Origin of the sequence: Rhodovulum marinum (assembly GCF_004343075.1) — a bacterium.
In the GTDB taxonomy this organism is placed as follows: Bacteria; Pseudomonadota; Alphaproteobacteria; order Rhodobacterales; family Rhodobacteraceae; genus Rhodovulum; species Rhodovulum marinum.
Window position 1 is genome coordinate 208,946 of the sequence record NZ_SLXP01000006.1, and the last position, 24,877, is coordinate 233,822.

The following is a 24,877-nucleotide window of genomic DNA, read 5'->3' on the forward strand; positions in this document are numbered from 1 at the left end:
TCAGGTGTCGGCCGCCGCACTGACAGGGTTCGCGACCGCATTCTCTCTTATTCTCGCCATCGGTGCGCAAAACGCCTTCGTGCTGCGCCAGGGGCTGATCGGTACGCATGTCTTTGCGCTGTGCCTGTTCTGCGCGCTGTCCGACGCGGTGCTGATCGCGGCGGGCGTGTCGGGGTTCGGCGCGCTGACCTCGGCCCTGCCCTGGCTGCCCGCGGCGCTGACGCTGGGCGGCGCGGCCTTCCTGATCGCCTATGGCGCGCTGCGGTTCCGCGCCGCGTTCCGCGGCGGCCATGCGCTGGCCGCCGACCGCGCCTGCGGCACGCTCTGGTCCGTGCTGGGCACGGCGGCAGCGATCACCTGGCTCAACCCCCATGTCTATCTCGACACGCTCGCGCTGATCGGCGCGGTGTCGACCCGGTTCGACCCGGGCACGCCCAGAACGGCCTTCGCGTTCGGGGCGATCTCGGCCTCGTTCAGCTTCTTCTTCGCGCTGGGCTATGGTGCCCGCCTGCTGGCCCCGGTGATGGCCAGCCCGCGGGCCTGGCGCCTGCTCGACCTGGGCATCGGCGTGGTGATGTGGACCATCGCCGCCGGGCTGGTCGCGGCGCTGTGATCACCTGCCGGGGCGCTCGTTGCCTTTTTTCCTGGGCCAAATACTCCAAGGGTCTGGGGGCAGAGCCCCCAGCCGGTCGCCTTGGCGACAGCCAAGGCGAAACCCCATCCATCCCTAGTCACACAGCCGCTTTAGATCGACCGTCCCCTCGCGGCCCAGCCTTGGCGCCATCTCGTCCAGGAACCGCTCGGCCGCCGCGCGCCCGGCCGCCTTCAACTCTCCCAGGACGACGGGGCTGGGCAGCAATTTGGTCGCCACGTTCAACTGCCGCATCAGCCCGTCATCGGCCACCATATGCACCCGCAATGCCTTCATCGAGCCGCGTGCCAGGCGGCCCTCGGCGATCAGGTCCTCCACCAGCCGGATCGAGCGCAACTCGCGCAGCAGCGACGAGTTGAAGCTGATCTCGTTGATCCGGTTCTGGATCTCCTGACCGGTCACCGGCACCTCGTCCCGCTCCAGCGGGTTGATCGAGACCACCACGATATCCTCGGGCAGTTCGGGCGCGAACAGCGGGAACAGCGCGGGGTTGCCGGTAAAGCCGCCGTCCCAATAGGCATCGGTCTGGCCGGTCTCGGGATCGGTCACCTCGACCGCCTGGAACAGGGTGGGCAGGCAGGCCGAGGCCAGGATCGCCTCGGTGGTGATCGCGCGGCCCTCGAAAACCTTGATCTTGCCGGTCCGCACATTGGTCGCGCCCACGAACAGCGCGGGCGCGCTGTCGGCGCAGACCAGGTCGAAATCGAACCGCTCGACCACGCGTTCCAGAGGGTTGCGGTAGAACGGCCCATAGGCATAGGGGCTGACCAGGCGGCTGGCCGCGTCGCTCAGCGACCAGGGCAGGGCCGTCTCCAGCATCCGCGCCACGAGCCCGGCCCCGGGCGTGAAGGCCGCCATCCAGTGGGTCAGGCGGAGATCGCCCACCGCGCCCACGTTTTCCCACAGCCAGTCCAGGTTCTCGCGGGCGGCCGCGCGCCCGCCCGCGACCAGGCCCGCCTTGAGCGCCGCCCCGTTCAGCGCCCCCGCCGAGGTGCCCGAGATCCCCGCGATCTCGATCTCGGGTTCCTCGAGCAGCCGATCCAGAACGCCCCAGGTGAACGCGCCATGCGCCCCGCCGCCTTGCAGCGCGAGGTTGATGCGTACCGGGTGCCCCACCCCGCCCCGCCCGCGGCGCGACGTGGTCACAGCGCGGTCCAGCCGCCGTCGACGCTGATCGTGGTGCCGGTGATCTGGGTCGCGGCGTCCGAGCACAGGAACACGGTGGTGCCGCCGATCTGTTCCACGGTGGCGAATTCCTTGGAGGGCTGGCGGGCCAGCATCACCTCGCGCACCACGGTGTCGCGGTCCATGTCATGCGCCTTCATCTGGTCGGGGATCTGTGCCTCGACCAACGGCGTCAGCACGTAGCCCGGGCAGATCGCGTTGCAGGTGATCGGCTCTTCGGCGGTTTCCAGCGCGACGGTCTTGGACAGCCCGACGATGCCGTGCTTGGCGGCGATATAGGCGGATTTGTAGGGGCTGGCGGTCAGCCCGTGGGCCGAGGCGATGTTGACGATGCGGCCCCAGCCGGCCTTGCGCATCATCGGCAGGGCGGCCGCCGTGGTGTGAAAGGCCGAGGTCAGGTTGATCGCGATGATCGCGTCCCATTTCTCGACCGGGAAGGCCTCGATGGCGGCGACATGCTGGATGCCGGCATTGTTCACCAGGATGTCACAGGCCCCCGCCTGTTCGATCAGCGCGCGGCAGTCATCGCCCCGGGACATGTCCGCCTGGATGTAGCGGACGTTGACGCCGAATTCCTGCGACAGCTCGGCGGCCAGCGCGTGGTCCTCGTCGCGGTCGGTGAAGGAGTTCAACACCACGTCGGCCCCGGCCCGGGCCAGTTCCCGGGCGATGCCCAGCCCGATGCCCGAATTCGATCCCGTGACGATGGCGGTCTTTCCGGTAAGCGACATGGCGCCCCTCGCGATAGATGCTGCGGATGCACGGAGCCTACATGCTGCGACAGCATGGTGAAAGCGCCGAGCGCTCACACCGGCGAGAGGGATTCGGCCCGCCGGAACGCCCAAAAAAAACGCCCGCACGAGGCGGGCGTTAAGTTATTGAGGCAGGTTTCATACAGGCAAGAAACCTATCGAGCAGTGAGTTATTAATACGCGATCCGGCGCCGGGGTCCAAGCTAAAAGTTTGAAAAATTTGGACGTCGCACCTAGGGTTGGTGCAAGCAAAACAAGGCACCGAGCAGGATTGTTGCCGATATGAGACCCGAATTCCTCGTCCGCGCCCGGATCGCGGCGGCAGCCGCGCTGGTGCTTGGTGCCGCCGGATTCGCCCGTGCCGAACCGGCCCATGGCATCGCTATGTATGGCGGCCCCGCCCTGCCACCGGATTTTGTGTCACTGCCTTACGTGAACCCCGATGCGCCGCGCGGCGGGCGGATCGTGCTGGGCGAAACCGGCGGTTTTGACAGCCTCAACCCGTTCATCCTGAAAGGCAACGCGCCCTGGGGGCTGCGCAGCCTGGGCTATGAAAGCCTGATGGGCCGATCCTGGGACGAACCCTTCACCCTGTACGGGCTGCTGGCCGATTCGGTCCAGACCGGGCCGAATCGAGACTGGGTGGAATTCACGCTGCGCGACGGGGCGCGGTTCTCGGACGGTTCTGCGGTAACGGTCGAGGACGTGCTTTGGTCGTTCGAAACGCTGGGCGAACGCGGGCATCCGCGCTATCGCGGCGCCTGGGCGAAGGTGGCCTCGGCCGAGGCGGTGGGCCCGCGCACGGTGCGGTTCACCTTCAATACCGAGGACCGCGAACTGCCGCTGATCCTGGGCCTGCGCCCGGTGCTGAAGAAGGCGCAGTGGGAGGGGCGCGATTTCACCGAAAGCGGGCTGGAACCGCCGATCGGATCGGGGCCTTACGTGGTCGCGGATCACGAACCGGGGCGCTACCTTGTTCTGAAGCAGGACCCCGACTGGTGGGGGCGCGATCTGCCGTTCAACCGCGGCCAGCACAATTTCGATGAAATCCGCTACGAGTTCTTCGGCGATGGCGACGTGGTGTTCGAAGCTTTCCGGGGCGGCGCCATCGACGTGTACCGCGAGGCAAGCGCGGCCAAGTGGGACAGCGCCTATGACTTTCCGGCGGTCGCCGCGGGCGAGATCGTGAAGGCGGAAATCCCCCATGCCCGCCCCTCGGGGATCGCGGGATTCGTGATGAACACGCGCCGGCCCGTCTTTGCCGACTGGCGGGTGCGCGACGCGATGCTGCACGCGTTCAATTTCGAGTTCATCAACGCCACGCTGACCGGCGGCACCCTGCCGCGCATCACCTCGTATTTCTCGAATTCCGACCTTGGGATGCGGCCGGGTCCCGCCGAGGGCCGCGTGCGTGACTTGCTGGCACCCTTCGCCGATAGCCTGCTGCCCGGCGCGCTGGAGGGCTATGCGCTGCCCGCTTCGGATGGGCGGCAATCGAACCGGGGCAACCTGCGGACGGCCTTTGCGCGGCTGGAGGAGGCGGGCTGGCGCGTGGACGATGCGGGTGTACTGCGCAACGCCGCCGGCGTGCCCTTCAGCTTCGAGATCCTGCTGCGGCAGGGCGCGACCGAGACCCAGAAGATCGTCGACATCTTCGCCGAGGGGCTGCGGCGGCTGGGAATCGCGGTGCGGGTCACCGCGGTGGACAGCGCGCAATATACCGAGCGCACCGACGCCTATGATTTCGACATGACCTTCTACACGGTCGCGCTGTCGCTGTCGCCGGGCAACGAGCAGCGGCTGTATTGGGGCCGGGACGGTGTAACCAGGCCCGGCACGCGCAACTGGATGGGCATGGACAGCCCCGCCGCCGAGGCGATGATCGATGCGATGCTGACCGCCGACGGGCGCGAGGCGTTCGTCGCGGCGACCCGCGCGCTGGACCGGGTGCTGACCACGGGGCGCTATGTGATCCCGATCTGGTATGCGCCCAGGTCGCTGATTGCGCACCGGGCGCGGCTGAAGTATCCGGAAACCGTGCCGATCTATGGCGACTGGATCGGCTTTCTGCCCGACATCTGGTGGACCGAGGAGAACTGAGCCATGGCCCGCATCCTGTTCATCGCCATCACCCTGACGCTGGCCGGCTGCGGCACGATCGAGGGGATGGGCGAAGACATATCGGCAAGCGCCCGCGCGGTGCGCAACGCGCTGTAACGGCGGTGCGTGCGACACGGTCCTAGTCGAGGGCGGTGACCCACAGGATCGTCGCATCCTCCTGGCTGACCGAAACGACGTTATGGCCCATCGTGGCGTCGTAATAGGCGCTGTCGCCGCGGCGCATTTCGACCGGGGCGTAATGTTCGGTGTAAAGCCGGATCACCCCGGTCAGCACGTAAAGGAATTCCTCGCCTTCGTGGCGCACCCAGCCGTCGAACTCGGCCACGTCGCGGGCACGGACCCGGGTGCGGTAGGGCAGCATCCTCTTGCGTGCCAGCGCGCCCGCCATCAGTTCGTGTTCATAGGTCGCCGTGGCATGCGCCGCCCCTTCGCCGGTGCGGGTCACCGCCATCCGCCCGCCCGCACGCGGCCCGCGCATCGGCGTGAACAACTGCGGCACGGACACGCCCAGCCCCGTGGCCAGCTTTTTCAGCGCATCATAGGTGGGCGACATCTGGTCGTTTTCGATCTTCGACAGCGTCGAGCGCGCCAGCCCCGCCCGTTGCGCGGCCTGTTCCAGCGTCCAGCCGCGGGCGGTGCGCAATTCGCGCACCCTCTGGCCGAGATCCAGCGGTTCGGGTGTCTCGTCTGCGCCATCCGCCCGGTCGACCCGGATCAGATCGTGTTCGTGGTCGCGTGCCATTCCGACCGCTTCTAGGACCAGACCCTTGCAACCGCAAGGCAGCAGGGCTAGCACGCGGCCATGCACGCATTGTTTGACGAGGGGGCCCCGCCCCCCTGCCCCGCCCCGTTCAACCTGGCCGCCTATGTGCTGGCCCCGGCCGCGGCCCACCCGGAAAAGGTGGCGCTGGCGGTGATCGGCCCGCATGGCGCCGAACGCTGGAGCTATGGCCGGCTGGAGGCCGCGGTGCGCGGGTTGGCGGCGGGGCTGGCAGGGATGGGGCTGGCGCCCGGGGCGCGGGTTCTGCTGCGGCTGGGCAACGGGGTCGAGTTCCCGATCGGCTATCTGGCAGCGATCGCCGCGGGGCTGGTGCCGGTGCCGACCTCGGCGCTGTTGACGGTGCCCGAGATCACCAAGCTGGCCCACGAGATCGAGCCCGCGGCGATCCTGGCCGGCCCGAATGTGGCGCTGCCCGAAGGCTGCGCCGCCCAGGTGCTGGATATCGACGCGCAGCGCGCCCATTACGAGCGCGCCCCGGCGGATTTCGTCCTGGGCGACCCGGACCGGCCGGCCTATGTCGTCTACACCTCGGGCACCTCGGGCAATCCGCGGGGCGTGATCCATGCCCATCGCGCGGTCTGGGCGCGGCGAATGATGTGGGAGGGCTGGTACGGCCTGACCGAGGAAGACCGGCTGTTGCATGCGGGCGCGTTCAACTGGACCTATACGCTGGGCACCGGGCTGCTGGACCCCTGGTCGGTCGGCGCGACCGCGCTGATCCCGGCGCCGGGGGTTCGGCCCGGGCAGCTGCCGCTGTTGCTGAAACGGTTCGACGCCACGATCTTTGCCGCCGCCCCGGGTGTCTATCGGCAGATGCTGCGCGAACATCCGCACCTTGTGCTGCCTCGGCTGCGCCATGGTCTGTCGGCGGGCGAAAAGATGCCCGAGGCGACGCGCGCGGCCTGGACGGAAGCGACCGGCACGATGGTCTACGAGGCGCTGGGCATGTCGGAATGTTCGACCTTCATCTCGGGCAGTCCGGCGCGCCCTGCGCCGCTGCCCGCCTCGGGCTATCCGCAGCCCGGCCGCCGCGTCGCGGTTCTGGGGCCGGACCTGGAGCCGGTGCAGCGTGGTGAACCGGGGCAGTTGGCCGTGTCGCGCCGCGATCCGGGGCTGATGCTGGGCTATCTGAAGGCCGAGGCGGAAACCGCTGCGCGGTTCCACGGCGAATGGTTCCTGACCGGCGACATGGTCGAGATGGCCGCGGACGGTGCGGTGACCTATCTGGGCCGGTCCGATGACATGCTGAACGCGGGCGGTGTGCGGGTCTCGCCGCTTGAGGTCGAGCGCGCGTTGATGGAACACCCGGCGATCCACGAGGTCGCCGCGACCGAGATCGCGGTCAAGGCCGACACCACGGTAATCGCGGCGTTCTATACCGGCGAAGCGGTGGCAGACGACGCGCTTCAGGCCTTTGCCGCGGAACGGCTGGCCCGCTACAAGCAGCCGCGCCTTTACGTGCACATGGGCGAGTTGCCGAAGAACCCGAACGGCAAGCTCAATCGCCGCCTGATCCGCCAGACCTACGAGGCCGCGCATGATCCGGCTTGATATCCTGGCCGACCCGATCTGCCCCTGGTGCCTGATCGGCAAGCGGTTGCTGGACAATGCGCTGGACGCGCGGCCCGACCACCCCTTCGTGATCGCGTGGCACCCGTTCCAGCTGAACCCCGAGATGCCGGCGGGCGGGATGGACCGGCGCGCCTATCTGGAGGCCAAGTTCGGCGGCAAGGCCGAAGCTGCGCGGGCCTATGCCGAGATCGACGAAAAGGCGCGTGCCACGGGGATCGAACTGAACCTGTCGGCGATCGCCCGCACGCCGAACACGCTGGATGCGCACCGGCTGATCCATTGGGCGGGGATAGAGCACCGGCAGGGTGCGGTGGTGGCCGCCCTGTTCGACGCCTATTTCCTGGAAGGCCGCGATATCGGCGACCGCGGCGAACTGGCCCGGATCGCGGCGGGCACGGGGATGGATGGCGACATGGTGGCCCGGTTGCTGGACACGGATGCCGATATCGCCACGATCCGAGACCGCGATGCCCATGCGCGCGCCCGCGGCGTAACCGGTGTGCCGACTTTCATCGTCGCCGATCAGCATGTCGTGGTCGGCGCCCAGCCCACCGAGCTGTGGGCCAGCGTGATCGCGGAACTGGCCGGCGATCCGGGCGCCGGGCCGCTTCAGTAAGCGCTGGCCTGAAGGATCGCTTCGACCTCGTCCAGCGGCACGTGCTTGATCGCCAGAAGCGGCATGTCATCCTCGTAGGAGAAGATGAAGATGCTGCCCGAGGTTTCGGTGGTGGCGAAGCGGCAGAAGACCACGTCGGGGTCGAATTCCTGCGGGCATTCGGACAGGTCGGTATGGGCAACGCTGGCCTCGAACACGTCATAGGTGAAGGCGCCCCGCTCCAGGTAGGAGGTTTGCCCGCCGGGCGCGACCTCGTCGTCGCAGGCAAGGACGGGGCCTGCGGCCAGCGCGGCGGCGAGGGCAAGGGAAACAAGACGGGGCATCGGATCACTCCTGCGTCGGATTCTTTTTCCAAGTAATTTACTCGGGTTTTATCCGCTGGTGCAAGCCCTCAATCTGTCGCAAGAGGGGCGCACCCTGAAATGGCCCAAAGAACAGGCAGAAAGCATGCAGGACCGACGCCTTTCGCGTCCGGAATTCATCGCGATGATGGCGCTGTTGTTCGCGACGGTGGCGTTTTCCATCGACGCGATGCTGCCCGCACTTCCCCGAATCGGCGGTGAACTGACGCCGGACGCGCCCAACCATGCGCAATTCGTCATCACCGTCTTCGTGGCCAGCATGGGTCTGGGCACCTTGTTCGCGGGGCCGTTGTCGGACGCGCTGGGGCGCAAGCCTGTGATCCTGGGCGGCGCTGCGCTGTACCTGGGGGGCGCGGTGCTGGCGGGGCTGGGTCAGACGCTGGAGCTGATGCTGCTGGGCCGCGCGCTTCAGGGGCTGGGGGCGGCGGGGCCAAGGGTGGTGGCGCTGGCGGTGGTGCGCGATCTCTATGCCGGGCGGGACATGGCGCGGATCGTGTCCTTCGTGATGATGATCTTCACGCTTTTGCCCGCAATCGCGCCGCTGGTGGGCGCGGGGATCATCGCGCTGGCGGGCTGGCGGGCGATCTTTGCGGCCTTCGTGCTGTTTTCCGTGCTGTCGGTCAGCTGGTACGCCCTGCGCCAGCCCGAAACGCTGCCCCCCGAGCGCCGCCGCCCGCTGCATCCGCAGGCACTGCTGGCCGCCGCCCGCGAGGTCTTTGCCGAGCCGGTGGCCCGGGTTGCGGTGATGGTGCAGACGCTTGTCTTTTCGGTGCTGTTCATGGTGCTGACCTCTATCCAGCAGGTGTTCGACATCCATTTCGGCCGCGGCGACAGTTTTCCCCTGTGGTTCGGGCTGATCGCGGTGATCGCGGGGAGTGCCAGTTTCACGAACGCGATGCTGGTGGGCCGGCTCGGGATGCGGTTCCTGATCCGCAAGACACTGACCGCGCAGATGATTCTGGCGTGCATCATGGCGGCGGTGTTCTGGAGCGGGATTTTACCGGCAGGCGGCGAATTCGCGGCCTTCATCCTGTGGGCGATCACGCTGTTCGGGATGATCGGGCTGACGATCGGCAACCTGAACGCGCTGGCGATGGAGCCTTTGGGCCATATCGCGGGGATGGCCGCGTCGATCATCGGGGCGCTGGCCACCGTGTTCTCGGCGCTGCTGGCCGCACCGGTGGGCCAGGCGTTCGACGGCACGCCGCGGCCGCTGGCCACCGGCATCGTCCTGGCCGTGACCGGCGCGGTGCTGTTGATGCGGCGCATGCCGGAGCGATAGCGGCGCGTTGCGCCGCAAAGCCCCGGCGTTATGCCGCGCGCACCTTTTCGGCCAGGTCGCGGGCGATGGCGAAGGCGCCCTTGATCTTGTCGCTGTCCTTTGTCCAGTCGCGGCGCAGGATGATCTTGTTGTCCTTGACCTTGGCCATTCCCTGCTGGGACTGGATGAATTCCACCAGCCCCGCGGGATTGGCGAACTTGTCGTTGTGGAACTGGATCGTCGCACCCTTGGGCCCGCCATCGAGCCGGGCGATGCCCGCGCGTTTGCACATCGCCTTGATGCGCACGATCAGGAGCAGCGTGTTGACCTCTTTCGGCAGTTTCCCGAACCGGTCGATGAGTTCCGCGGCGAAACCTTCGAGTTCAACCTTGGTGGACAGCCCCGAGAGGCGACGGTAAAGGCCCAGCCGCACGTCGAGATCGGGCACGTAATCGTCGGGGATCAGGACCGGGACACCGAGGTTGAGCTGCGGCGACCAGTCGGAATCGGTTTCGGCCAGCCCATCCATCTCGCCCGCCTTGATCCGGGCGATCGCCTCTTCGAGCATGGATTGATACAACTCGAAGCCGACCTCGCGGACATGGCCCGACTGTTCCTCGCCGATGAGGTTGCCGGCGCCGCGAATGTCGAGGTCCTGGGAGGCCAGCGTGAAGCCCGCGCCGAGCGTGTCGAGCGAGCCCAGAACGCGGAGGCGTTTCTGCGCCTGGGGGGTGAGCGGCGCGCGGGGTTTCGTCGTGAGATAGGCATAGGCCCGCGTCTTCGACCGCCCCACCCGGCCACGGATCTGGTAGAGCTGCGCCAGCCCGAACATGTCGGCGCGGTGGATGATCATCGTGTTGGCGGTGGGGATGTCGAGGCCGGATTCCACAATGGTGGTGGCCAGCAACACGTCGTACTTGCCGTCGTAGAAGGCGTTCATGCGATCGTCGAGGTCGCCCGCGGCCATCTGGCCATGGGCCACGACGAAGGACACTTCGGGGACGTGGTCGCGCAGGAAAGCCTCCATCTCGGGCAGGTCCTTGATGCGCGGGACCACGAAGAAGCTTTGGCCGCCGCGGTAATGTTCCCGCAACAGCGCCTCGCGCACGGTGACGGTGTCGAACTCGCTGACATAGGTGCGGATCGAGAGGCGGTCGACGGGGGGCGTGCCGATGATCGAAAGGTCGCGCACGCCGGTCAGGCTCATCTGAAGGGTGCGGGGGATGGGCGTCGCGGTCAGCGTCAGGACGTGTACGTCGCTGCGCATCTGCTTGAGCCGTTCCTTGTGGTTCACGCCGAAATGCTGTTCCTCGTCGATGATGAGCAGGCCGAGGTTCTTGAACCGGACCCCCTTGGCAAGAAGCGCGTGGGTGCCGATACAGATATCGACCGTGCCATCGGCGAGGCCCGCGCGCGTGTCGGCGGCCTGTTTCGCGCTGACGAAACGGGACAGCTGGCGCACCTCGACGGGGAAGCCGCGGAACCGGTCCATGAACCCCTTGGCGTGCTGGCGGGCCAGAAGCGTGGTCGGCGCGATCACCGCGACCTGAACGCCCGACATGGCGGCGACGAAGGCCGCGCGCATCGCCACCTCGGTCTTGCCGAAGCCGACATCGCCGCAGATCAGCCTGTCCATCGGGGTGCCGGAGGCCATGTCGCTCAGCACGTCCGCGATGGCGGCCAGCTGGTCGTCGGTTTCCTGGTAGGGAAAGCGCGCGCTGAACGCTTCCCACATGTGGTGGTTGGGTTCGAGAATGGGCGCGGTGCGCAGGTGGCGTTCGGCGGCGACACGGATCAGCTTGTCGGCGATCTCGCGGATGCGCTGTTTCAGCTTGGCCTTCTTGGCCTGCCAGGCACCGCCGCCAAGCTTGTCGAGCAGCCCCTCTTCATGGCCGTAGCGCGACAGGAGTTCGATGTTCTCGACGGGCAGGAACAGCCGGTCGCCGCCGGCGTATTCCAGCGCAAGGCATTCATGCGGCGCACCGGCGGCGGTGATGGTTTCCAGCCCGTTGTACCGCCCCACCCCGTGTTCGACATGCACCACAAGGTCGCCGGGCGAGAGCGACTGTGCCTCGGTCAGGAAATTCTCGGCCTTGCGGCGCTTTTTCGGGCCGCGGATCAGCCGGTCGCCCAGCACGTCCTGTTCCGAGATCACCGTCAGCCCCGGCCCCTCGAACCCGTGTTCCAGCGCCCAGACGGTCAGGTACAACCCCTTGTCCTGGCCCACGTCACGGATATCTGCGGCCAGCCGGGCGTCGGTCACGCCCTCGTCCTCCAAAAGGCCCTTGAGGCGTTCGCGCGCGCCTTCGGAATAGGACGCAACGACCACCGCGCCCTCGGCGCGGCGGGCTTGAACATGATCCTTCAGGGCGCTGAAAAGACTGACCTGTTCCAGCTTGCGTTCGGGGGCAAAGTTGCGACCGATCCGGCCGCCCGCGTCGATCACGCCAGGCCCGGTGCCCTGGGGCAGCGGCGCCAGTTGCACCACGCGGTGCCCGGCGATGGCGTCCACCCACGCGGCGTCATCCAGGTACATCAACCCCGGCGGGCAGGGTTTGTAGACGGTGTCGATCCGGCCTTTCTGCGCCATCGCCTCGCGCCGGGTCTGGTACTGGTCCTCGATGCTTTCCCAGCGGGACAGGCGCGAGGGCGTCACCTGGTCGTCGAGAAAGACGCTTGCATCGGGCAGGTAGTCGAACAGGGTTTCCAGACGGTCGTGGAAGAACGGCAGCCAATGTTCCGCGCCCGCGTGTTTGCGCCCGGCGCTGACGGCCTCGTAGAGCGGGTCGTCGGTGCCGGCGGCGCCGAACTCGATCCGGTAATTCTGCCGGAACCGGGTAATCGCGGCATCGTCGAGGATGACCTCGGAGACCGGGGCAAGCTCGATGGTGGTCAGTTTTTCCGTGGTGCGCTGGGTCGCGGGGTCGAACCGCCGCGCGCCGTCCAGCACGTCGCCGAACAGGTCCAGCCGCACCGGGCCGGATTCGCCGGGCGGGTAGATGTCGATGATGCCGCCCCGGACCGCGTAATCGCCCGGTTCCATGACCGTGGGCGCCTGCGTGAAGCCCATCCGCACCAGGAACGCCTTGAGCGCATCCTCGTCGATCTGCGCGCCCACCTGCGCAGTGAAGGACGCCTCGCGCAGCAGGTCGCGGGCGGGCACTCGCTGGGTCGCGGCGTTCAGCGTGGTCAGCAGGATGAACGGCCCCGGTATCCCCGCCACGAGCGCGGCCAGCGTCGCCATGCGCGCGGCCTCGACATCGGGATTGGGCGAGACCCGGTCATAGGGCAGGCAATCCCAGGCGGGAAAATCCAGCACCACGGCGTCCGGCGCAAAGAAGGAAAGCGCGGCGTGCATCGCCGCCAGCCGCTTGTCGTCGCGCGCGACATGAAGGACGGGGCGCCCGGTCCGGGCCATCTCGCGCGCCAGCAGGCGGGCGTCATAGCCTTCGGGCGCACCGCCCGCGGTGATGTGGAGGGGGTCTGACATGGTCGCTGGAGATACGCCCGGGGGGCGCGGTGTCAACCGCCGAGCGCACCGATCGACATGTTCTGCCACATCCCCCACATCGCGGTGACGAAAATCGACGCGATCCCGACCAGCTGGACGCCCGTGCGGTGCCATTTCAGCAGCCGATACAGCGCCTCGCCCTCGGGGGCGCGCCGTTCATAGGCATGCGCGGTACGGATCGACCACAGCCCCACCAGGATCAGCGGCGCGATCAGCAGGAATACCGCCTGGCAGAACTCGTTCGCGTAGAAAAAGCCCAGGGTGAACAGCACACTCAGTGCGAAGCCGGCCAAGCCGGTGATCCAAAGCCCCGATACCCGGGCGATGTAAAGGTAGCGCCGCGCGTTGATGCGCACGAGGTCGGCCACGTCCTCGGCGGCTTCGCCGCCCTTGCGCCGGGCGCGCTGGACCAGGTCGAATGGCACGCCCAGCACCCAGTGGCTGGAGGTCGACCACAGCACCGCAAGCGCGATCCAGTACCAGAGATTCGAGAACGACCGCATGTCGATCAGCTCGAAGACTTGCTGGTTCCAATCCACGGGGCGTTTTTCTCCGTCGGGATCCTCGCGCGGGGGCGCCGCTCGCGACGATTCCCGCTCTTGAGGTGTGATCCGATCCGTGTAACCCAGTCGCAGCAAATGTTGAAGGAGACGTTGCCCATGCGCCCCACCCTTGCGCCCTTTCCGATGACACGCCTGCGCCGCACCCGGCGGACGGCTGCGCTGCGTGCGCTGACCTGCGAAACGACGCTGAGCGTGGGCGACCTGATCTGGCCGATCTTCATCCGCGATGGCGAGGGGATCGAGGAGCCGGTGCCGTCCATGCCGGGGGTTGTGCGCCGGTCGATCGACCTGGCGGTGAAGGCGGCCGAAGAGGCGGCGGGCCTGGGCATTCCGGCCATTTGCCTGTTTCCCTACACCGATCCGGCGCTGAAGACCGAAGCCTGCGAAGAGGCGTGGAACCCGGAAAACCTGTCGAACCGGACGATCCGGGCGATCAAGGCAGCCGTCCCCGAAATCGCGGTGATGACCGATATCGCGCTCGACCCCTATAACGCCAACGGCCATGACGGGATCGTGCGCGACGGGATCATCGTGAACGACGAAACCGTCGAGGCGCTGGTCAAGATGGCGCTGGCCCAGGCCGAGGCGGGGGCCGATATCCTGGGCCCGTCCGACATGATGGACGGGCGGATCGGGGCGATGCGGGCGGCGCTGGAAAAGGCGGGCCATTCGGACGTGACGATCATGTCCTACACCGCGAAATACGCCAGCGCGTTCTACGGGCCGTTCCGCGACGCAGTGGGAGCGTCGGGCGCGCTGAAGGGTGACAAGAAGACCTATCAGATGGACCCGGCCAATTCCGACGAGGCGATCCGGCTGGTCGAACGCGACCTGTCGGAGGGCGCGGACATGATCATGGTCAAGCCCGGGATGCCCTATCTGGATATCTGCCGCCGGGTGAAGGACGAATTCGGCTGCCCGACCTATGCCTACCAGGTGTCGGGGGAATACGCGATGCTGATGGCCGCCGCCCAGAACGGCTGGCTGGACCGGGAAAAGGTGATGATGGAGAGCCTTCTGAGTTTCAAGCGCGCGGGGTGTGACGGCATCCTGACCTATTTCGCCCCCGAGGCGGCCAAGGTTCTGCGCGGCGCGTGATCCGGACATGCGAGGGGCGCGCGCGGGCAAGGAATCGCCGCCGCGCGCGTCTGCGGGCGTGACAGCGCGCGCGTCGATCTCTATAGTTTGTGGCAAAGGTCGCAAAGACCACAACAAGAGGCATGGCAGCAATGCGAGACGGCAAGATGACGAGCCTGTATTCCCGACGCGGTTTCATCGGCGCGATGGGCGCCACGACGGCCCTGGCCGCCTGCGGCAACGGCGTGGGCAGCCAGGGCGGCGCCACGATCGATTCCCGCGTGGACGGGACGCGGGATTACCTTTTCTCCCGCTATCCCGGCACGACGGACCTGGCCGACAAGTCCTACGGTATCCTCTGGATGCCGCTGATCACCAAGGCCGGGCTGTGGTTTGGCGGCGCCTACGGGCGCGGCGCGCTGCGCGTCGACAACGTGACGGTGGATTACTACTCGGCCACGCAGGCCAGCTTTGGCCCGCAGATCGGCGCCCAGCAATACGCGCATGCGCTGTTCTTCATGACGCCCGAGGCGCTGCGGAAATTCCGGTCGGGCCCGGGCTGGTCGGCAGGGGCTGATCTGGAATACGCCTTCATGGACGATGCGGGGGCGGTGGCGGCGGATACGCTGACCTCGCTCGACCCGGTGATCGCGCTGGTCTTCGGTCAGCAGGGTCTGATCGCGGGCGCCTCGCTGGAAGGGACGAAATACACGCGCATCATCCCTTGAGCCCAGGGAACGCGGCCAGAACAGGGTTTTATGGCGCGCGGCCAACGCCGCGCGCCGTGATGGTTTAGACTCTAGCCCATCGTGCGCAGACGCCGGATCAGGCTGGAGGTATCCCAGCGCCCGCCGCCAAGTTTCTGGACATCCTTGTAGAACTGGTCGACCAGGGCCGTGACCGGCAGGCTCGCCCCGTTCTCGTCGGCGGTCGCAAGGCAGATCCCCAGGTCCTTGCGCATCCAGTCGACCGCGAAGCCGAAATCGAACCGGTCCTCGACCATCGTTTCGTAGCGGTTGACCATCTGCCAGCTGCCCGCGGCGCCGCCGCCGATCACCTCGACCACCGCGCGCCCGTCAAGTCCCGCCTTCTCGGCAAAATGCAGCCCCTCGGCCAGCCCCTGCACCAGCCCGGCAATGCAAATCTGGTTCACCATCTTGGTCAGCTGGCCCGCGCCGCTGTCGCCCAGCCGCTTGCACAGCTTTGCATAGGCCGCGATAACCGGCTCGGCGCGGGCGAAGGCCGCCGCGTCGCCGCCGCACATCACCACCAGCTGGCCGTTCTCGGCGCCCGCCTGCCCGCCCGACACCGGCGCATCGACGAAGGCTACACCACGTTCGGCCGCGGCGGCATGCATTTCGGCGGTGATCTTGGCCGACACCGTGGTGTGATCGACGAAGACGGTGCCCTCGGTCATCCCGGCAAAGGCGCCGTCCGGCCCGGTGCAGACCGCGCGCAGGTCGTCGTCATTACCGACACAGGCCATCACGAAATCGGCACCCTGCGCGGCCTTGGCGGGCGTGGGCGCGAAGCGGCCGCCATGGGTGGCCACCCAGGCCTCGGCCTTGGCGGTGGTGCGGTTGTAGACGGTGACCTCGTGGCCCTTGGCGGCCAGGTGGCCGGCCATCGGCCCGCCCATCACCCCCAGGCCCAGGAACGCGACTTTCGCCATTGCCTCTCCCCCTCGTTGCAGTCGGTGGCGTTTGCCCCTAACTAACGGCCCCATCCGGGGCGTCAACAACGGGGCGGACATGGCCGGGCTCTTCCGCTGGCTCTTGCGGCTGTTCACGGCCGCGATCATCCTGGCTGCTCTGGCCGGGACGACCGCCTATTACCTGGCCGCAAGGTCCCTGCCCGACTATGACGACACGCTTGCGATCGCCGGGCTGGAGGCGCCGATCGAGATCGTGCGCGACAATGCCAACGTGCCCCATATCTTCGCCGCCTCGGATACCGACGTGTTCTTCGGGCTGGGCTTTGCCCATGCGCAGGACCGGCTGTGGCAGATGACGATGCTGCGGCGCACGGCGCAGGGCCGGTTGTCGGAACTGTTCGGCGCAAGGACGCTGAAGATCGACGAGTTGATCCGGCGGCTGGATATCTACGGGCTGGCGCAAAGTTCGGTGAAGGCGCAGGACCCCTATACCACCGCCGCGCTGGAGGCCTATGCGGCCGGGGTCAACGCCTGGATCGCGCGGGTCAACAGCGATGCGCGTGGGCGCGGCGCGCCCGAGTTCTTCCTCTTCACGCCCGAGGTGGCCCTGTGGCAGCCCGCCGATTCCCTGGCGATCGCCAAGCTGATGGGGGTGCGCCTGGCGACCCATCTGGAAACCGAGGTGCTGCGCGCGCGCGTGTCGCTGCTGCTTGGGGACGAGGCGCGGGTGCGCGACCTGCTGCCCGACGCGCCGGGGCCCGGGCTGGCCGCCCTGCCCGATTACGCCGCGCTGGCCCCCGGTGTCGCGCCGTCTGCCGCGCCGCTGACCCGTGCGGAGCTGGGGCCGCTATCGCCGTTTGTGCCGCGCGCCTTCGCCTCGGCCTCGAACGCGTTCGCCGCCGCGCCCAGCCGCTCGGCCGCGGGGGGCACGCTTCTGGCCAATGATCCGCACCTTGGGTTTTCGGCACCGTCGATCTGGTATCTCGCGCGGCTGGAACTGGCCTCGGGCGGGGTGATCGGCGCAACGATCCCGGGCATGCCGGCGGTGATGGCGGGGCGCTCGGCCCGGCTGGGCTGGGGGATGACCTCGTCCTACATGGATGATCAGGACGTGTTCCTGGAACAGCTGAACCCCGAGAATCCCGAGGAATACCGCACGCCGAACGGCTTCCGCCCGTTCGAAAGCCGCCGCATCATCATCCGCGTGGCCGACGGCGCCCCCGAAACAATCACCTTGCGCTGGACCGAGAACGGGCCGGTTCTGCCCGGCGACCATTTCGGGCTGGGCTCGATCACGCCGCCCGGCCATGTCACGGCGCTGGGCTGGACGCTGCTGAACGGCGCCGACACCTCGATGAGCGCGGCGCTGAAGCTGATGCGGGCGCAGAACGTGGACGACGCGCTGGAGGCGGGGCGGTTCTTTATTGCGCCCTCGCAGAACCTGGTGGTGGTGGATCACGATACGATCGCGATGCAGACCATCGGCGCGATGCCCCGCCGTCTGGCCGGTCACCAAAGCGAGGGCCGCCTTCCGGTGCCCGGCTGGAAGGATGAGAACCGCTGGCAGGGCTGGCTGAACTATGCCGCCAATCCCCGGTTCCTCGCGCCCGAAAGCGGCATCCTGGGCAATACCAACAACAAGACCGTGGAACGGCCCTTCCCGCTGCATGTCAGTTTCGACTGGGGCGACACTCAACGCATCCAGCGTTGGAAGCGGCTGATGGAAACCCGCGAGGTGCACACCCGCGAAAGTTTCATCGAGGCGCAGCTGGACACCGTGTCGTTCACCGCGCGCGCGCTGCTGCCGCTGATCGGGCGCGACCTGTGGTTCACCGGCGAACCGGCGCCTTTGGGCAGCCCCGAACGCCGCCGCCAGCGCGCGCTGGAACTGCTGGCGGAGTGGAACGGCGACATGAACGAGCATCTGCCCGAACCGCTGATCTATGCCGCGTGGCTGCGCCGGTTGCAGGACCGGCTGATCCGCGATGATCTGGGCCCGCTGGCCAATGAATTCACCCATGTGGAGCCGCTGTTCATCGAGCGGGTGTTCCGCGACATCGACGGGGCCAGCGCGTGGTGCGACATCCGCCAGTCGGGCGCGGTGGAAAGCTGTACCGAGATCGCGCGGCGGTCGCTGGACGAGGCGCTGTTGTGGTTGTCGGAGACCTATGGCGGCTCGCTGGAGTCGCTGCGCTGGGGGGCGGCGCACCAGGCATGGCACGACCACCCGGTGCTGGGAGAGGTGCCGTTCCTGAAATGGTTCGTCAACATCCGTCAGCCCACCTCGGGCGGTGACAACACGCTGAACCGCGGGCTGACCAAGGGCGGCGACCCGTTTCCCTTTGCTAACGTGCATGGGGCCGGATTCCGCGGCGTCTACGACTTCGCCGATCCCGACAGTTCGGTCTTCGTGATCTCGACCGGCCAATCGGGCCATCCCCTGAGCCGGCATTACGACGATCTGGGCGAGTTGTGGCGCCGTGGCGAATACATCCCGATGAGCCTGGATCCCGATCTGGCGCGCGCAGCGGCGGTGGGCGTCACGCGACTGGTCCCGGAGGCGCCGTGAGCCGCCGCCCGCGCCGGACGGTGGGCCCCCCGCCCGTCGCCGACGCGTTCCGTCTGGAGTCCCAGGGCGGGGCACGCGCGGGTCTTTGCTTTGTTCCAGACCACGATATCGGGCGGCTCTGCAACCGCGTGCTGGACCTTTTGGACGGGCATGGCGTGGTGATCCGTCACCCCGGCGCGGCCGAGGCGCTGCGCCGCGCGGGTGCTGCGGCGGGGCGCGATGCCGACCGGTTGCGCCTGCCACGCGCAATGGTACGCGCCGCGCTGGAGGCCACGCCCAAGGCCGCGCGCCTGGCGGGAAAGACGCGCGCCCGCGACCTGGTATTGCCGCGGGCCGATGGCGGCATCGTGCTGCGGACCGGCACCGGGGCGCATGGCTATGTCGACCCGCGCGACGCGTCCTATCGCGGCACCGACCTTGTCGCCGTGGCCGAGATCGCCGCGGTGGCCGAGTCTCTGGACCAGGTGGGTTTCATCGCGCATCCCTTCGTGCACGGTGTCCCCGAGAAAACCGCCGACATCCACGGCTTTGCCGCGCTGATCGCGCGCACCACCAAGCATGTCTGGATGCAGCCCTATCAGCGCGCCAATATCGGATACCTGATGCGCATCGCCGCCGTGGCCGCCGGAGGCGATGACGCGCTGCGCGCGCACCCGGTCACCAGCATAATCTCGACCGCGTTCAGCCCGCTGGAATTCAAGGCGATGGACAGCGAGGCGATCGTGCAGGCGGGCCGTTTCGGGGTACCGATCCACGCCTGTTCACTACCGTCGGGGGGTGGCACGGCGCCCTATTCGGTGGCGGGCACCGCGCTGATGGCGGTGGCCGAGATCGTGGCGATGGCCACCATCGCGCACCACGTGGCCCCCGACAGCCCGGTGATCGCGACGCCGCTGATCTTCACGCTCGACATGGCGACGGGCGCGGCATTGATGGCCTCGGTTGAAGCGGTGCAGGGCGCAGCGCTGGCCGTCGCGGTCCTGAAACGCGGCTTTGGCCTGTTGACCCACAGCTATGGCATGGGGTCGGACACGCCGGATGCCGACCACCAGTCGATGGCCGAGCGCGCGCTGCTGGGCCAGGCGGTAGCGCTGGCGGGGGCGGATATCCTGGGCGGTGTCGGCCAGTTGCAGACCGCGACCGCGTTCAGCCCGGTACAGGCGGTGCTGGACGACCGGCTGGGCGCGATGCTGCGCCGTTTCGTAAGGGTGCCGGCGACCGACGATGCGGCGCTGAACTGGGACGCGATGGCGGCAATCCGCGCGGGAGGACATTTCCTGGACGACCCGCATACCCTTGCCCATTGCCGCGATGCGCTGGGCCGGGGCGTGTTCCTGAACCAGGGGCGCGATGACTACGAGGCGTCGCGCCGCCGCACGGCCTTTGACGCGGCGCGCGAGGTGGCCTTGGCAGCCATCGACGCGGCCCCCGCAGAGGGATACCTGGACGACGCGCAGCGCGCCGAGATCGCCGATCTCGTGGCCCATGCGGATGCACATGTGGACGATGCCTTTGCCGGCCGGGACGACCGCATCTGACCCGCCCGGGCACCGGGACAGCGGATCGGCCGGGCGTGGCGGTCAGCTTCCCCAGATCTTGCGCACATAGCTGCGCGTCTCGTCATAGGGCGGCACGCCGCCATGCCGTTCGACCGCCTCGGGGCCGGCATTGTAGGCGGCCAGCGCCAGGCGCCAGGACCGGAACCGGTCGAACTGGCGGCGCAGGTAGCGCGCCCCGCCTTCGAGGTTCTCGCGCGGGTCGCGGGGGTTCACGCCCAGGTGTCGGGCCGTCTCGGGCATCAGCTGCGCCAGCCCGATGGCGCCCTTGTGCGACACCGCGCCAGCGTTCCAGCCCGATTCCTGCTGAACAAGCCGCAGGAACAGGTCCTCGGGCACGCCGTGGCGCCGCGCGGCGGTGCGGGCCACGTCGAGGAACTCGCCCCGATACTTGCCGGTATAGGCCAGCGATCCGCCACGCGAGGGCGTTATCACCCGCTGGGGCTGCAAGCGCACCGAATTGGAATATTGCTGGGCCGCCCGGCCATCCAGCACGCGCGTCTGCGACTTGAACAGGGCCGCGCGGGCCTTGGACGAGACCGTCGTCTCGGCCATCGCGGGGCTTGCCGCCATCCCCAGCAGCGCCAGCGCCGCCATCGCCTTCCGTACCACCACTGTCCCTCTTGCGGGTCGTTGCTCGGACCGCGGCACTATAGGCAAAAACGCCGCTCAGGGCCAGCCCCGCCCCCGGCAGGTGCCGCACCCTGCACGCCGAAGGGGAAATTCACCTTCCCTTGCGCCGCCCGGGGTGGTGTAAACGGGGAAATATCCGACGATCAGATTCGAGAGGGAGCAGCCATATGGCGGGTTCGGTCAACAAGGTCATTCTTATCGGCAACCTGGGCCGCGACCCCGAGGTGCGCAGCTTTCAGAACGGCGGCAAGGTGTGCAACCTGCGCATCGCCACCTCCGAGAACTGGAAGGACCGCAATACCGGCGAACGGCGCGAAAAGACCGAATGGCATACCGTCGCCATCTTTTCGGAACCGCTGGTGCGCATCGCGGAACAGTATCTGCGCAAGGGGTCGAAGGTCTACATCGAGGGCCAGCTGGAAACCCGCAAATGGCAGGACCAGAGCGGGCAGGATCGCTATTCGACCGAGGTGGTGTTGCGCCCCTATCGCGGGGAACTGACCCTTCTGGACAGCCGCGGCGAAGGCGGCGGGGGGGGCGGTTACGGCGGGGGCAGCGGCGGCGGTTATGGCGGCGGCTATGACCAGGGCCGGGACGACGATTTCGGCGGCGGGCGCGGGTCGGGCGGCGGCGGGCCTGCCCCGGCTGGCGATCTCGACGACGAGATCCCGTTCTAGGGTGCCCCGGACCGCCGCGGAGCGTAACGCGAAGGGGCGAAAGCGATGACGTGGTCCTTTCCCATCGGCCACCTGTTCGGGTCCGAACTGCGGGTGCATGCCACCTTTTTCCTGTTGCTGGCCTGGATCGGCGCGGCGGCATGGATCGCCTCGGGGCCCGTGGCGGCACTGGTCAACGTGGTGTTTGTGCTGGCGCTTTTCGCCTGCGTGGTGGCGCATGAGTTCGGCCACGCGCTGATGGCGCGCCGCTACGGGATCGCCACGCCGGACATCACGCTATTGCCGATCGGCGGGTTGGCGCGGCTGGACCGGATGCCGGAAAAGCCCGGCCAGGAAATCGCGGTGGCGCTGGCCGGCCCGGCGGTCAACGTGGTGATCTGGGCGGTATTGATCGCATTGGGGGCCGAGACCGACTTGGAAAAGCTTGCCGCGCTGGATCAGGGCGGCGTCGCGGGGTTCTGGGGCAAGCTGGCCGCGGTCAACCTGTTCCTGGTGCTGTTCAACATGATCCCGGCCTTTCCGATGGACGGTGGTCGGGTCTTCCGGGCCGCGCTGGCCTACGGGATGGGGCGCGTGGCCGCCACCCGGTTCGCGGCACGGGCGGGCCAGGTTCTGGCCTTCGTCTTCGGCTTTCTCGGGTTGACCTGGGGCAGCCCGGTGCTGGTGCTGATCGCGATCTTCGTCTTCGTGGCCGCGGGCGCCGAAAGCGCCGATGTCAGCCTGCGCGACATGGCACGGCACATGCGCGCGCGCGACGCGATGATCACCCAGTTCGAGGCGCTGCAACCCGCGGACACGCTGCAGGTGGCCTCGAACGCGGTGATCCGCACCACACAGCACGAGTTCCCCGTGGTCGATGCCGGCGGGGGGCTGCGCGGGTTCCTGACCCGTAACGCGCTGTTCGCCGCGCTGGCCGAGGGCAACAGGATGCGGGCGGTAACCGAGGCGATGACAGAGGGCATACCCAGCGTGCCGCTGGCCGCACCGCTGGATGCGGCACTTGATGCGCTGCAGGATTCGGGCGCCCCCGCGGTGGCGGTCGTCGATCCCTCGGGCCGGATGATCGGCTATATCACGCGCGAGAATATCGGCGAGTTGATGGTGATCTCGGGGCGCGAGGCCCGCGCCTGAGGCGGGCCTTCGTCGGGGAGGGTCAGGTGCCGGAGGTGAAGGAAAGGCGTGCCTGCCGGGCGGCCTTGAGGCGCGCGAAATCCTCGCCCGCGTGATAGCTGGATCGGGTCAAGGGCGTGGCGGACACCATCAGGAAGCCCTTGCCATAGGCCGCCTTTTCATAGGCGGCGAATTCCTCGGGCGTGACGAATCGCGCCACGGCGTGGTGCTTGGGCGTGGGCTGCAGGTATTGGCCGATGGTCAGGAAATCCACATCCGCCGCGCGCAGGTCGTCCATCACCTGGTGCACCGCCTGGCGTTCCTCGCCCAGCCCCACCATGATCCCGGACTTGGTGAACATCGCGGGGTCGATTTCCTTGACCCGCTGCAACAGCCGCAAGGAATGGAAATAGCGCGCGCCGGGCCGCACCTCGGGGTACAGCCCGGGCACGGTTTCGAGGTTGTGGTTGAACACGTCCGGTTTCGCCGCGACCACGGTTTCCAGCGCCGAAGGATCGCATTTCAGGAAATCCGGTGTCAGCACCTCGATCGTGGTGTCCGGCGCGCGGTGGCGGACAGCGCGGATGGTCTGGGCGAAATGCTCGGCGCCGCCATCTTCGAGGTCGTCGCGGTCGACCGAGGTGATCACCACGTGTTTCAGGCCCAGCTTGGCCACCGCATCGGCGACCCGGCCCGGCTCGAACATGTCGAGGGCCTGCGGTTTGCCGGTCGCCACGTTGCAGAAGGTACAGCCGCGGGTGCAGATCTCGCCCATGATCATCATGGTGGCGTGGCCATGCGCCCAGCATTCGCCCACATTCGGGCAGCCCGCCTCTTCGCAGACGGTGGCCAGCCCGTGTTCCCGGATCACCCGGTGGGTGTCCTGGTAGCCATGGCCACCCGGCGCGCGGACGCGGATCCAGGCCGGTTTCTTCGGCTGGGCATTGTCGGGTCGGTGCGCCTTTTCGGGGTGGCGCTGGCCGGGAATCTTGAGGTCGCGCGGGCTCATGGGGCCTCCGGTGCTTGCACGGTTCACTTAACGCCCGGGCGCCGAGTTGTCCAACCCCTCGACGGGGATACGGGCGCGGGCATGGGCGGTCAGCCGGTCGCCCGCCTCGGCCAGAAGTTCGGCAAGCCCGGTGAACCAGCCATCATCGCGCGACAACCGGCGCCGGACAAGGCCAAGCCGCCGCGCGGGTTCGGGCGCACCGAACCGCCGGACCGTCAACCCGGGGCTGGCCGATTGCTCGGATTGCAGGGCGATCTCGGGCAGGAAGGTCAGCCCGAACCCCTCGGCCACCAGCCCGCACAGCGTCGCCAGGGACGAGGCGCCAAGATCGACCCGCGTCGCGTCGCGCTTCATCGCGCAGACCTCGAGCGCCTGGTCGGACAGACAGTGCCCCTCTTCCAGCAGGAGCAGCCGGTCGGGGTCGAGCGCGGCCGGCCGGATGCCCTCGGCCCCCGCCCCCAGCGCGCCGATCTGCGCGGCGGAACCGGCCAGCAGGAAGCGGTCTTCGAAAAGGTCCCGTTCCACCAGGTCGACCCGGCCCGTGGGGAGCGCCACCAGCGCCGCATCCAGCCGTCCCTCGGCCAGGTCAACCAGAAGACGGTCCGTCAGGGCCTCGCGGATGCCGAGGTCCAGGGACAGGTTCTGCGCCCGCAACATGGGCAGCGCCACCGGCAACAGATAGGGCGCGACGGTCGGGATCACGCCCAGGGACAACCGCCCGCCCAGCCCGCTTTGCCAGCGCGCGGAATCCTTGAGCGCGCGCATCTCCTCCATCACCCTGCGGGCGTGGCGCAACAGGTCGTGCCCGGCCGGGGTCAGCACCACGTCGCGGGGCTTGCGCTCGACCAACTGGGCGCCCAGCGTCGCCTCGAGTTCGCGGATCTGGACCGAAAGCGCAGGCTGGCTGACATGCATCGTTTCGGCGGCGCGGCCGAAATTGCGGGCCTCGGCAAGCGCGATGAAATAGGACAGCTGACGCAGGGTGATGTTCATAAGTCCCTGCTATCAGATCGGCCATCCCAGGCAACCCGGGCCTATCACGATTGCCGCTTTTAAATACGGTGCGGGGCGCCCGGGTTTTGCCGGGCGCCCCTTGGTCCTGCCGGTGTGGCGGGACGGGATCAGAAGTCCTGCCATGCGTTTGTGTCGTTGACGGCGGCCTTGCGCTGGACGGGGAAGGAGAGTTCGGGCTGGGGTTTGTGGTCCTGCGCGCCGG

At 68.1% G+C, this 24,877-nt stretch carries 22 protein-coding genes; 12 read left to right on the top strand and 10 right to left on the bottom strand.

Annotation, left to right across the window (positions count from 1 at the left end; all coding sequences use genetic code 11):
- Positions 1-4: 4 nt before the first annotated feature.
- Positions 5-613 (top strand): LysE/ArgO family amino acid transporter, encoded by a 609-nt coding sequence (locus tag EV662_RS11280; RefSeq protein ID WP_132462275.1) that lies wholly within the window; start codon positions 5-7, stop codon positions 611-613.
- Between the two features lie 114 nt (positions 614-727).
- Here EV662_RS11280 and EV662_RS11285 read toward each other — a convergent pair whose 3' ends face one another.
- The gene (locus EV662_RS11285; RefSeq protein ID WP_243695828.1) at positions 728-1,798 is read right to left on the bottom strand and encodes a patatin-like phospholipase family protein; all 1,071 of its coding nucleotides are present in this window, start codon (positions 1,796-1,798) and stop codon (positions 728-730) included.
- Complete coding sequence (locus tag EV662_RS11290) at positions 1,795-2,568, bottom strand: 3-hydroxybutyrate dehydrogenase (RefSeq protein WP_132462277.1); 774 nt, start codon at positions 2,566-2,568, stop codon at positions 1,795-1,797. The genes EV662_RS11285 and EV662_RS11290 overlap by 4 nt, the downstream gene beginning before the upstream one ends.
- A gap of 303 nt (positions 2,569-2,871) precedes the next feature.
- On the opposite strand from EV662_RS11290, the gene EV662_RS11295 reads away from it, so the two are divergent.
- Both EV662_RS11295 and EV662_RS19730 read left to right on the top strand, forming a co-directional pair.
- Positions 2,872-4,689, top strand: coding sequence for an extracellular solute-binding protein (locus EV662_RS11295; RefSeq protein ID WP_132462279.1), 1,818 nt, complete (start codon positions 2,872-2,874; stop codon positions 4,687-4,689).
- Positions 4,690-4,692: 3 nt separating this feature from the next.
- Positions 4,693-4,806 carry an entericidin EcnA/B family protein gene (locus EV662_RS19730; RefSeq protein WP_207903613.1) on the top strand — a complete coding sequence of 38 codons (114 nt, stop codon included), beginning with the start codon at positions 4,693-4,695 and terminating at the stop codon, positions 4,804-4,806.
- 22 nt (positions 4,807-4,828) lie between these two features.
- On the opposite strand, the gene EV662_RS11300 is transcribed toward EV662_RS19730, so the two are convergent.
- The gene (locus tag EV662_RS11300) at positions 4,829-5,452 is read right to left on the bottom strand and encodes a helix-turn-helix domain-containing protein (RefSeq protein ID WP_132462281.1); all 624 of its coding nucleotides are present in this window, start codon (positions 5,450-5,452) and stop codon (positions 4,829-4,831) included.
- Positions 5,453-5,512: 60 nt separating this feature from the next.
- On the opposite strand from EV662_RS11300, the gene EV662_RS11305 reads away from it, so the two are divergent.
- Entirely contained in the window at positions 5,513-7,042 is a 1,530-nt protein-coding gene (locus EV662_RS11305) for a class I adenylate-forming enzyme family protein (RefSeq protein WP_132462283.1), read from the top strand.
- Positions 7,029-7,679 carry a DsbA family oxidoreductase gene (locus tag EV662_RS11310; RefSeq protein WP_132462285.1) on the top strand — a complete coding sequence of 217 codons (651 nt, stop codon included), beginning with the start codon at positions 7,029-7,031 and terminating at the stop codon, positions 7,677-7,679. Before EV662_RS11305 ends, EV662_RS11310 begins: the two co-directional genes overlap by 14 nt.
- Here EV662_RS11310 and EV662_RS11315 read toward each other — a convergent pair.
- Positions 7,673-8,002 carry a hypothetical protein gene (locus tag EV662_RS11315; protein WP_132462287.1) on the bottom strand — a complete coding sequence of 110 codons (330 nt, stop codon included), beginning with the start codon at positions 8,000-8,002 and terminating at the stop codon, positions 7,673-7,675. The two genes, EV662_RS11310 and EV662_RS11315, sit on opposite strands and share 7 nt — an antisense overlap.
- Positions 8,003-8,126: 124 nt before the next feature.
- Between EV662_RS11315 and EV662_RS11320 the strand changes: the two genes are divergently transcribed.
- Positions 8,127-9,323: a multidrug effflux MFS transporter gene (locus EV662_RS11320; protein WP_132462289.1), complete on the top strand. Its 1,197-nt coding sequence runs from the start codon at positions 8,127-8,129 to the stop codon at positions 9,321-9,323.
- A gap of 28 nt (positions 9,324-9,351) precedes the next feature.
- Here EV662_RS11320 and mfd read toward each other — a convergent pair whose 3' ends face one another.
- On the bottom strand, positions 9,352-12,792 hold the full coding sequence (mfd, locus tag EV662_RS11325; RefSeq protein WP_132462291.1) for a transcription-repair coupling factor: 3,441 nt from the start codon (positions 12,790-12,792) through the stop codon (positions 9,352-9,354).
- A gap of 32 nt (positions 12,793-12,824) precedes the next feature.
- Positions 12,825-13,352, bottom strand: coding sequence for a component of SufBCD complex (locus EV662_RS11330; RefSeq protein WP_132462293.1), 528 nt, complete (start codon positions 13,350-13,352; stop codon positions 12,825-12,827).
- Between the two features lie 120 nt (positions 13,353-13,472).
- Between EV662_RS11330 and hemB the strand changes: the two genes are divergently transcribed.
- Complete coding sequence (gene hemB / locus EV662_RS11335; protein WP_132462295.1) at positions 13,473-14,474, top strand: porphobilinogen synthase; 1,002 nt, start codon at positions 13,473-13,475, stop codon at positions 14,472-14,474.
- A 122-nt stretch (positions 14,475-14,596) separates the two neighbouring features.
- On the top strand, positions 14,597-15,181 hold the full coding sequence (locus EV662_RS11340) for a lipid-binding SYLF domain-containing protein (RefSeq protein ID WP_243695829.1): 585 nt from the start codon (positions 14,597-14,599) through the stop codon (positions 15,179-15,181).
- A 71-nt stretch (positions 15,182-15,252) separates the two neighbouring features.
- Here the strand turns inward: EV662_RS11340 and EV662_RS11345 are convergent, their stop codons facing one another.
- Positions 15,253-16,125, bottom strand: coding sequence for an NAD(P)-dependent oxidoreductase (locus tag EV662_RS11345; protein WP_132462297.1), 873 nt, complete (start codon positions 16,123-16,125; stop codon positions 15,253-15,255).
- A 79-nt stretch (positions 16,126-16,204) separates the two neighbouring features.
- On the opposite strand from EV662_RS11345, the gene EV662_RS11350 reads away from it, so the two are divergent.
- Positions 16,205-18,676, top strand: a complete 2,472-nt coding sequence (locus EV662_RS11350) for a penicillin acylase family protein (RefSeq protein WP_132462298.1) — start codon at positions 16,205-16,207, stop codon at positions 18,674-18,676.
- Positions 18,673-20,214 carry a trimethylamine methyltransferase family protein gene (locus EV662_RS11355; protein ID WP_165915582.1) on the top strand — a complete coding sequence of 514 codons (1,542 nt, stop codon included), beginning with the start codon at positions 18,673-18,675 and terminating at the stop codon, positions 20,212-20,214. The genes EV662_RS11350 and EV662_RS11355 overlap by 4 nt, the downstream gene beginning before the upstream one ends.
- Before the next feature lie 42 nt (positions 20,215-20,256).
- Here the strand turns inward: EV662_RS11355 and EV662_RS11360 are convergent, their stop codons facing one another.
- Positions 20,257-20,829, bottom strand: coding sequence for a lytic transglycosylase domain-containing protein (locus tag EV662_RS11360; protein ID WP_132462340.1), 573 nt, complete (start codon positions 20,827-20,829; stop codon positions 20,257-20,259).
- 203 nt (positions 20,830-21,032) lie between these two features.
- Between EV662_RS11360 and ssb the strand changes: the two genes are divergently transcribed.
- Positions 21,033-21,542 (top strand): single-stranded DNA-binding protein, encoded by a 510-nt coding sequence (ssb, locus tag EV662_RS11365; protein ID WP_132462302.1) that lies wholly within the window; start codon positions 21,033-21,035, stop codon positions 21,540-21,542.
- A gap of 45 nt (positions 21,543-21,587) precedes the next feature.
- Positions 21,588-22,673, top strand: coding sequence for a site-2 protease family protein (locus EV662_RS11370; RefSeq protein ID WP_132462304.1), 1,086 nt, complete (start codon positions 21,588-21,590; stop codon positions 22,671-22,673).
- 22 nt (positions 22,674-22,695) lie between these two features.
- Here EV662_RS11370 and lipA read toward each other — a convergent pair whose 3' ends face one another.
- Positions 22,696-23,661, bottom strand: coding sequence for a lipoyl synthase (gene lipA / locus EV662_RS11375; RefSeq protein WP_132462306.1), 966 nt, complete (start codon positions 23,659-23,661; stop codon positions 22,696-22,698).
- Positions 23,662-23,688: 27 nt separating this feature from the next.
- Positions 23,689-24,654 (bottom strand): LysR substrate-binding domain-containing protein, encoded by a 966-nt coding sequence (locus EV662_RS11380; RefSeq protein WP_132462308.1) that lies wholly within the window; start codon positions 24,652-24,654, stop codon positions 23,689-23,691.
- Between the last annotated feature and the right edge of the window lie 223 nt (positions 24,655-24,877).

Excerpts from the sequence above, each read along its gene's own strand:
- EV662_RS11290 (WP_132462277.1), bottom strand. The coding sequence starts at position 2,568 with ATGTCGCTTACCGGAAAGACCGCCATCGTCACGGGATCGAATTCGGGC.
- EV662_RS11295 (WP_132462279.1), top strand. The coding sequence starts at position 2,872 with ATGAGACCCGAATTCCTCGTCCGCGCCCGGATCGCGGCGGCAGCCGCG.
- EV662_RS19730 (WP_207903613.1), top strand. The coding sequence starts at position 4,693 with ATGGCCCGCATCCTGTTCATCGCCATCACCCTGACGCTGGCCGGCTGC.
- EV662_RS11300 (WP_132462281.1), bottom strand. The coding sequence starts at position 5,452 with ATGGCACGCGACCACGAACACGATCTGATCCGGGTCGACCGGGCGGAT.
- EV662_RS11305 (WP_132462283.1), top strand. The coding sequence starts at position 5,513 with ATGCACGCATTGTTTGACGAGGGGGCCCCGCCCCCCTGCCCCGCCCCG.
- EV662_RS11310 (WP_132462285.1), top strand. The coding sequence starts at position 7,029 with ATGATCCGGCTTGATATCCTGGCCGACCCGATCTGCCCCTGGTGCCTG.
- EV662_RS11315 (WP_132462287.1), bottom strand. The coding sequence starts at position 8,002 with ATGCCCCGTCTTGTTTCCCTTGCCCTCGCCGCCGCGCTGGCCGCAGGC.
- EV662_RS11320 (WP_132462289.1), top strand. The coding sequence starts at position 8,127 with ATGCAGGACCGACGCCTTTCGCGTCCGGAATTCATCGCGATGATGGCG.
- mfd (WP_132462291.1), bottom strand. The coding sequence starts at position 12,792 with ATGTCAGACCCCCTCCACATCACCGCGGGCGGTGCGCCCGAAGGCTAT.
- hemB (WP_132462295.1), top strand. The coding sequence starts at position 13,473 with ATGCGCCCCACCCTTGCGCCCTTTCCGATGACACGCCTGCGCCGCACC.
- EV662_RS11340 (WP_243695829.1), top strand. The coding sequence starts at position 14,597 with ATGGCAGCAATGCGAGACGGCAAGATGACGAGCCTGTATTCCCGACGC.
- EV662_RS11345 (WP_132462297.1), bottom strand. The coding sequence starts at position 16,125 with ATGGCGAAAGTCGCGTTCCTGGGCCTGGGGGTGATGGGCGGGCCGATG.
- EV662_RS11350 (WP_132462298.1), top strand. The coding sequence starts at position 16,205 with ATGGCCGGGCTCTTCCGCTGGCTCTTGCGGCTGTTCACGGCCGCGATC.
- EV662_RS11360 (WP_132462340.1), bottom strand. The coding sequence starts at position 20,829 with ATGGCGGCGCTGGCGCTGCTGGGGATGGCGGCAAGCCCCGCGATGGCC.
- ssb (WP_132462302.1), top strand. The coding sequence starts at position 21,033 with ATGGCGGGTTCGGTCAACAAGGTCATTCTTATCGGCAACCTGGGCCGC.
- EV662_RS11370 (WP_132462304.1), top strand. The coding sequence starts at position 21,588 with ATGACGTGGTCCTTTCCCATCGGCCACCTGTTCGGGTCCGAACTGCGG.
- lipA (WP_132462306.1), bottom strand. The coding sequence starts at position 23,661 with ATGAGCCCGCGCGACCTCAAGATTCCCGGCCAGCGCCACCCCGAAAAG.
- EV662_RS11380 (WP_132462308.1), bottom strand. The coding sequence starts at position 24,654 with ATGAACATCACCCTGCGTCAGCTGTCCTATTTCATCGCGCTTGCCGAG.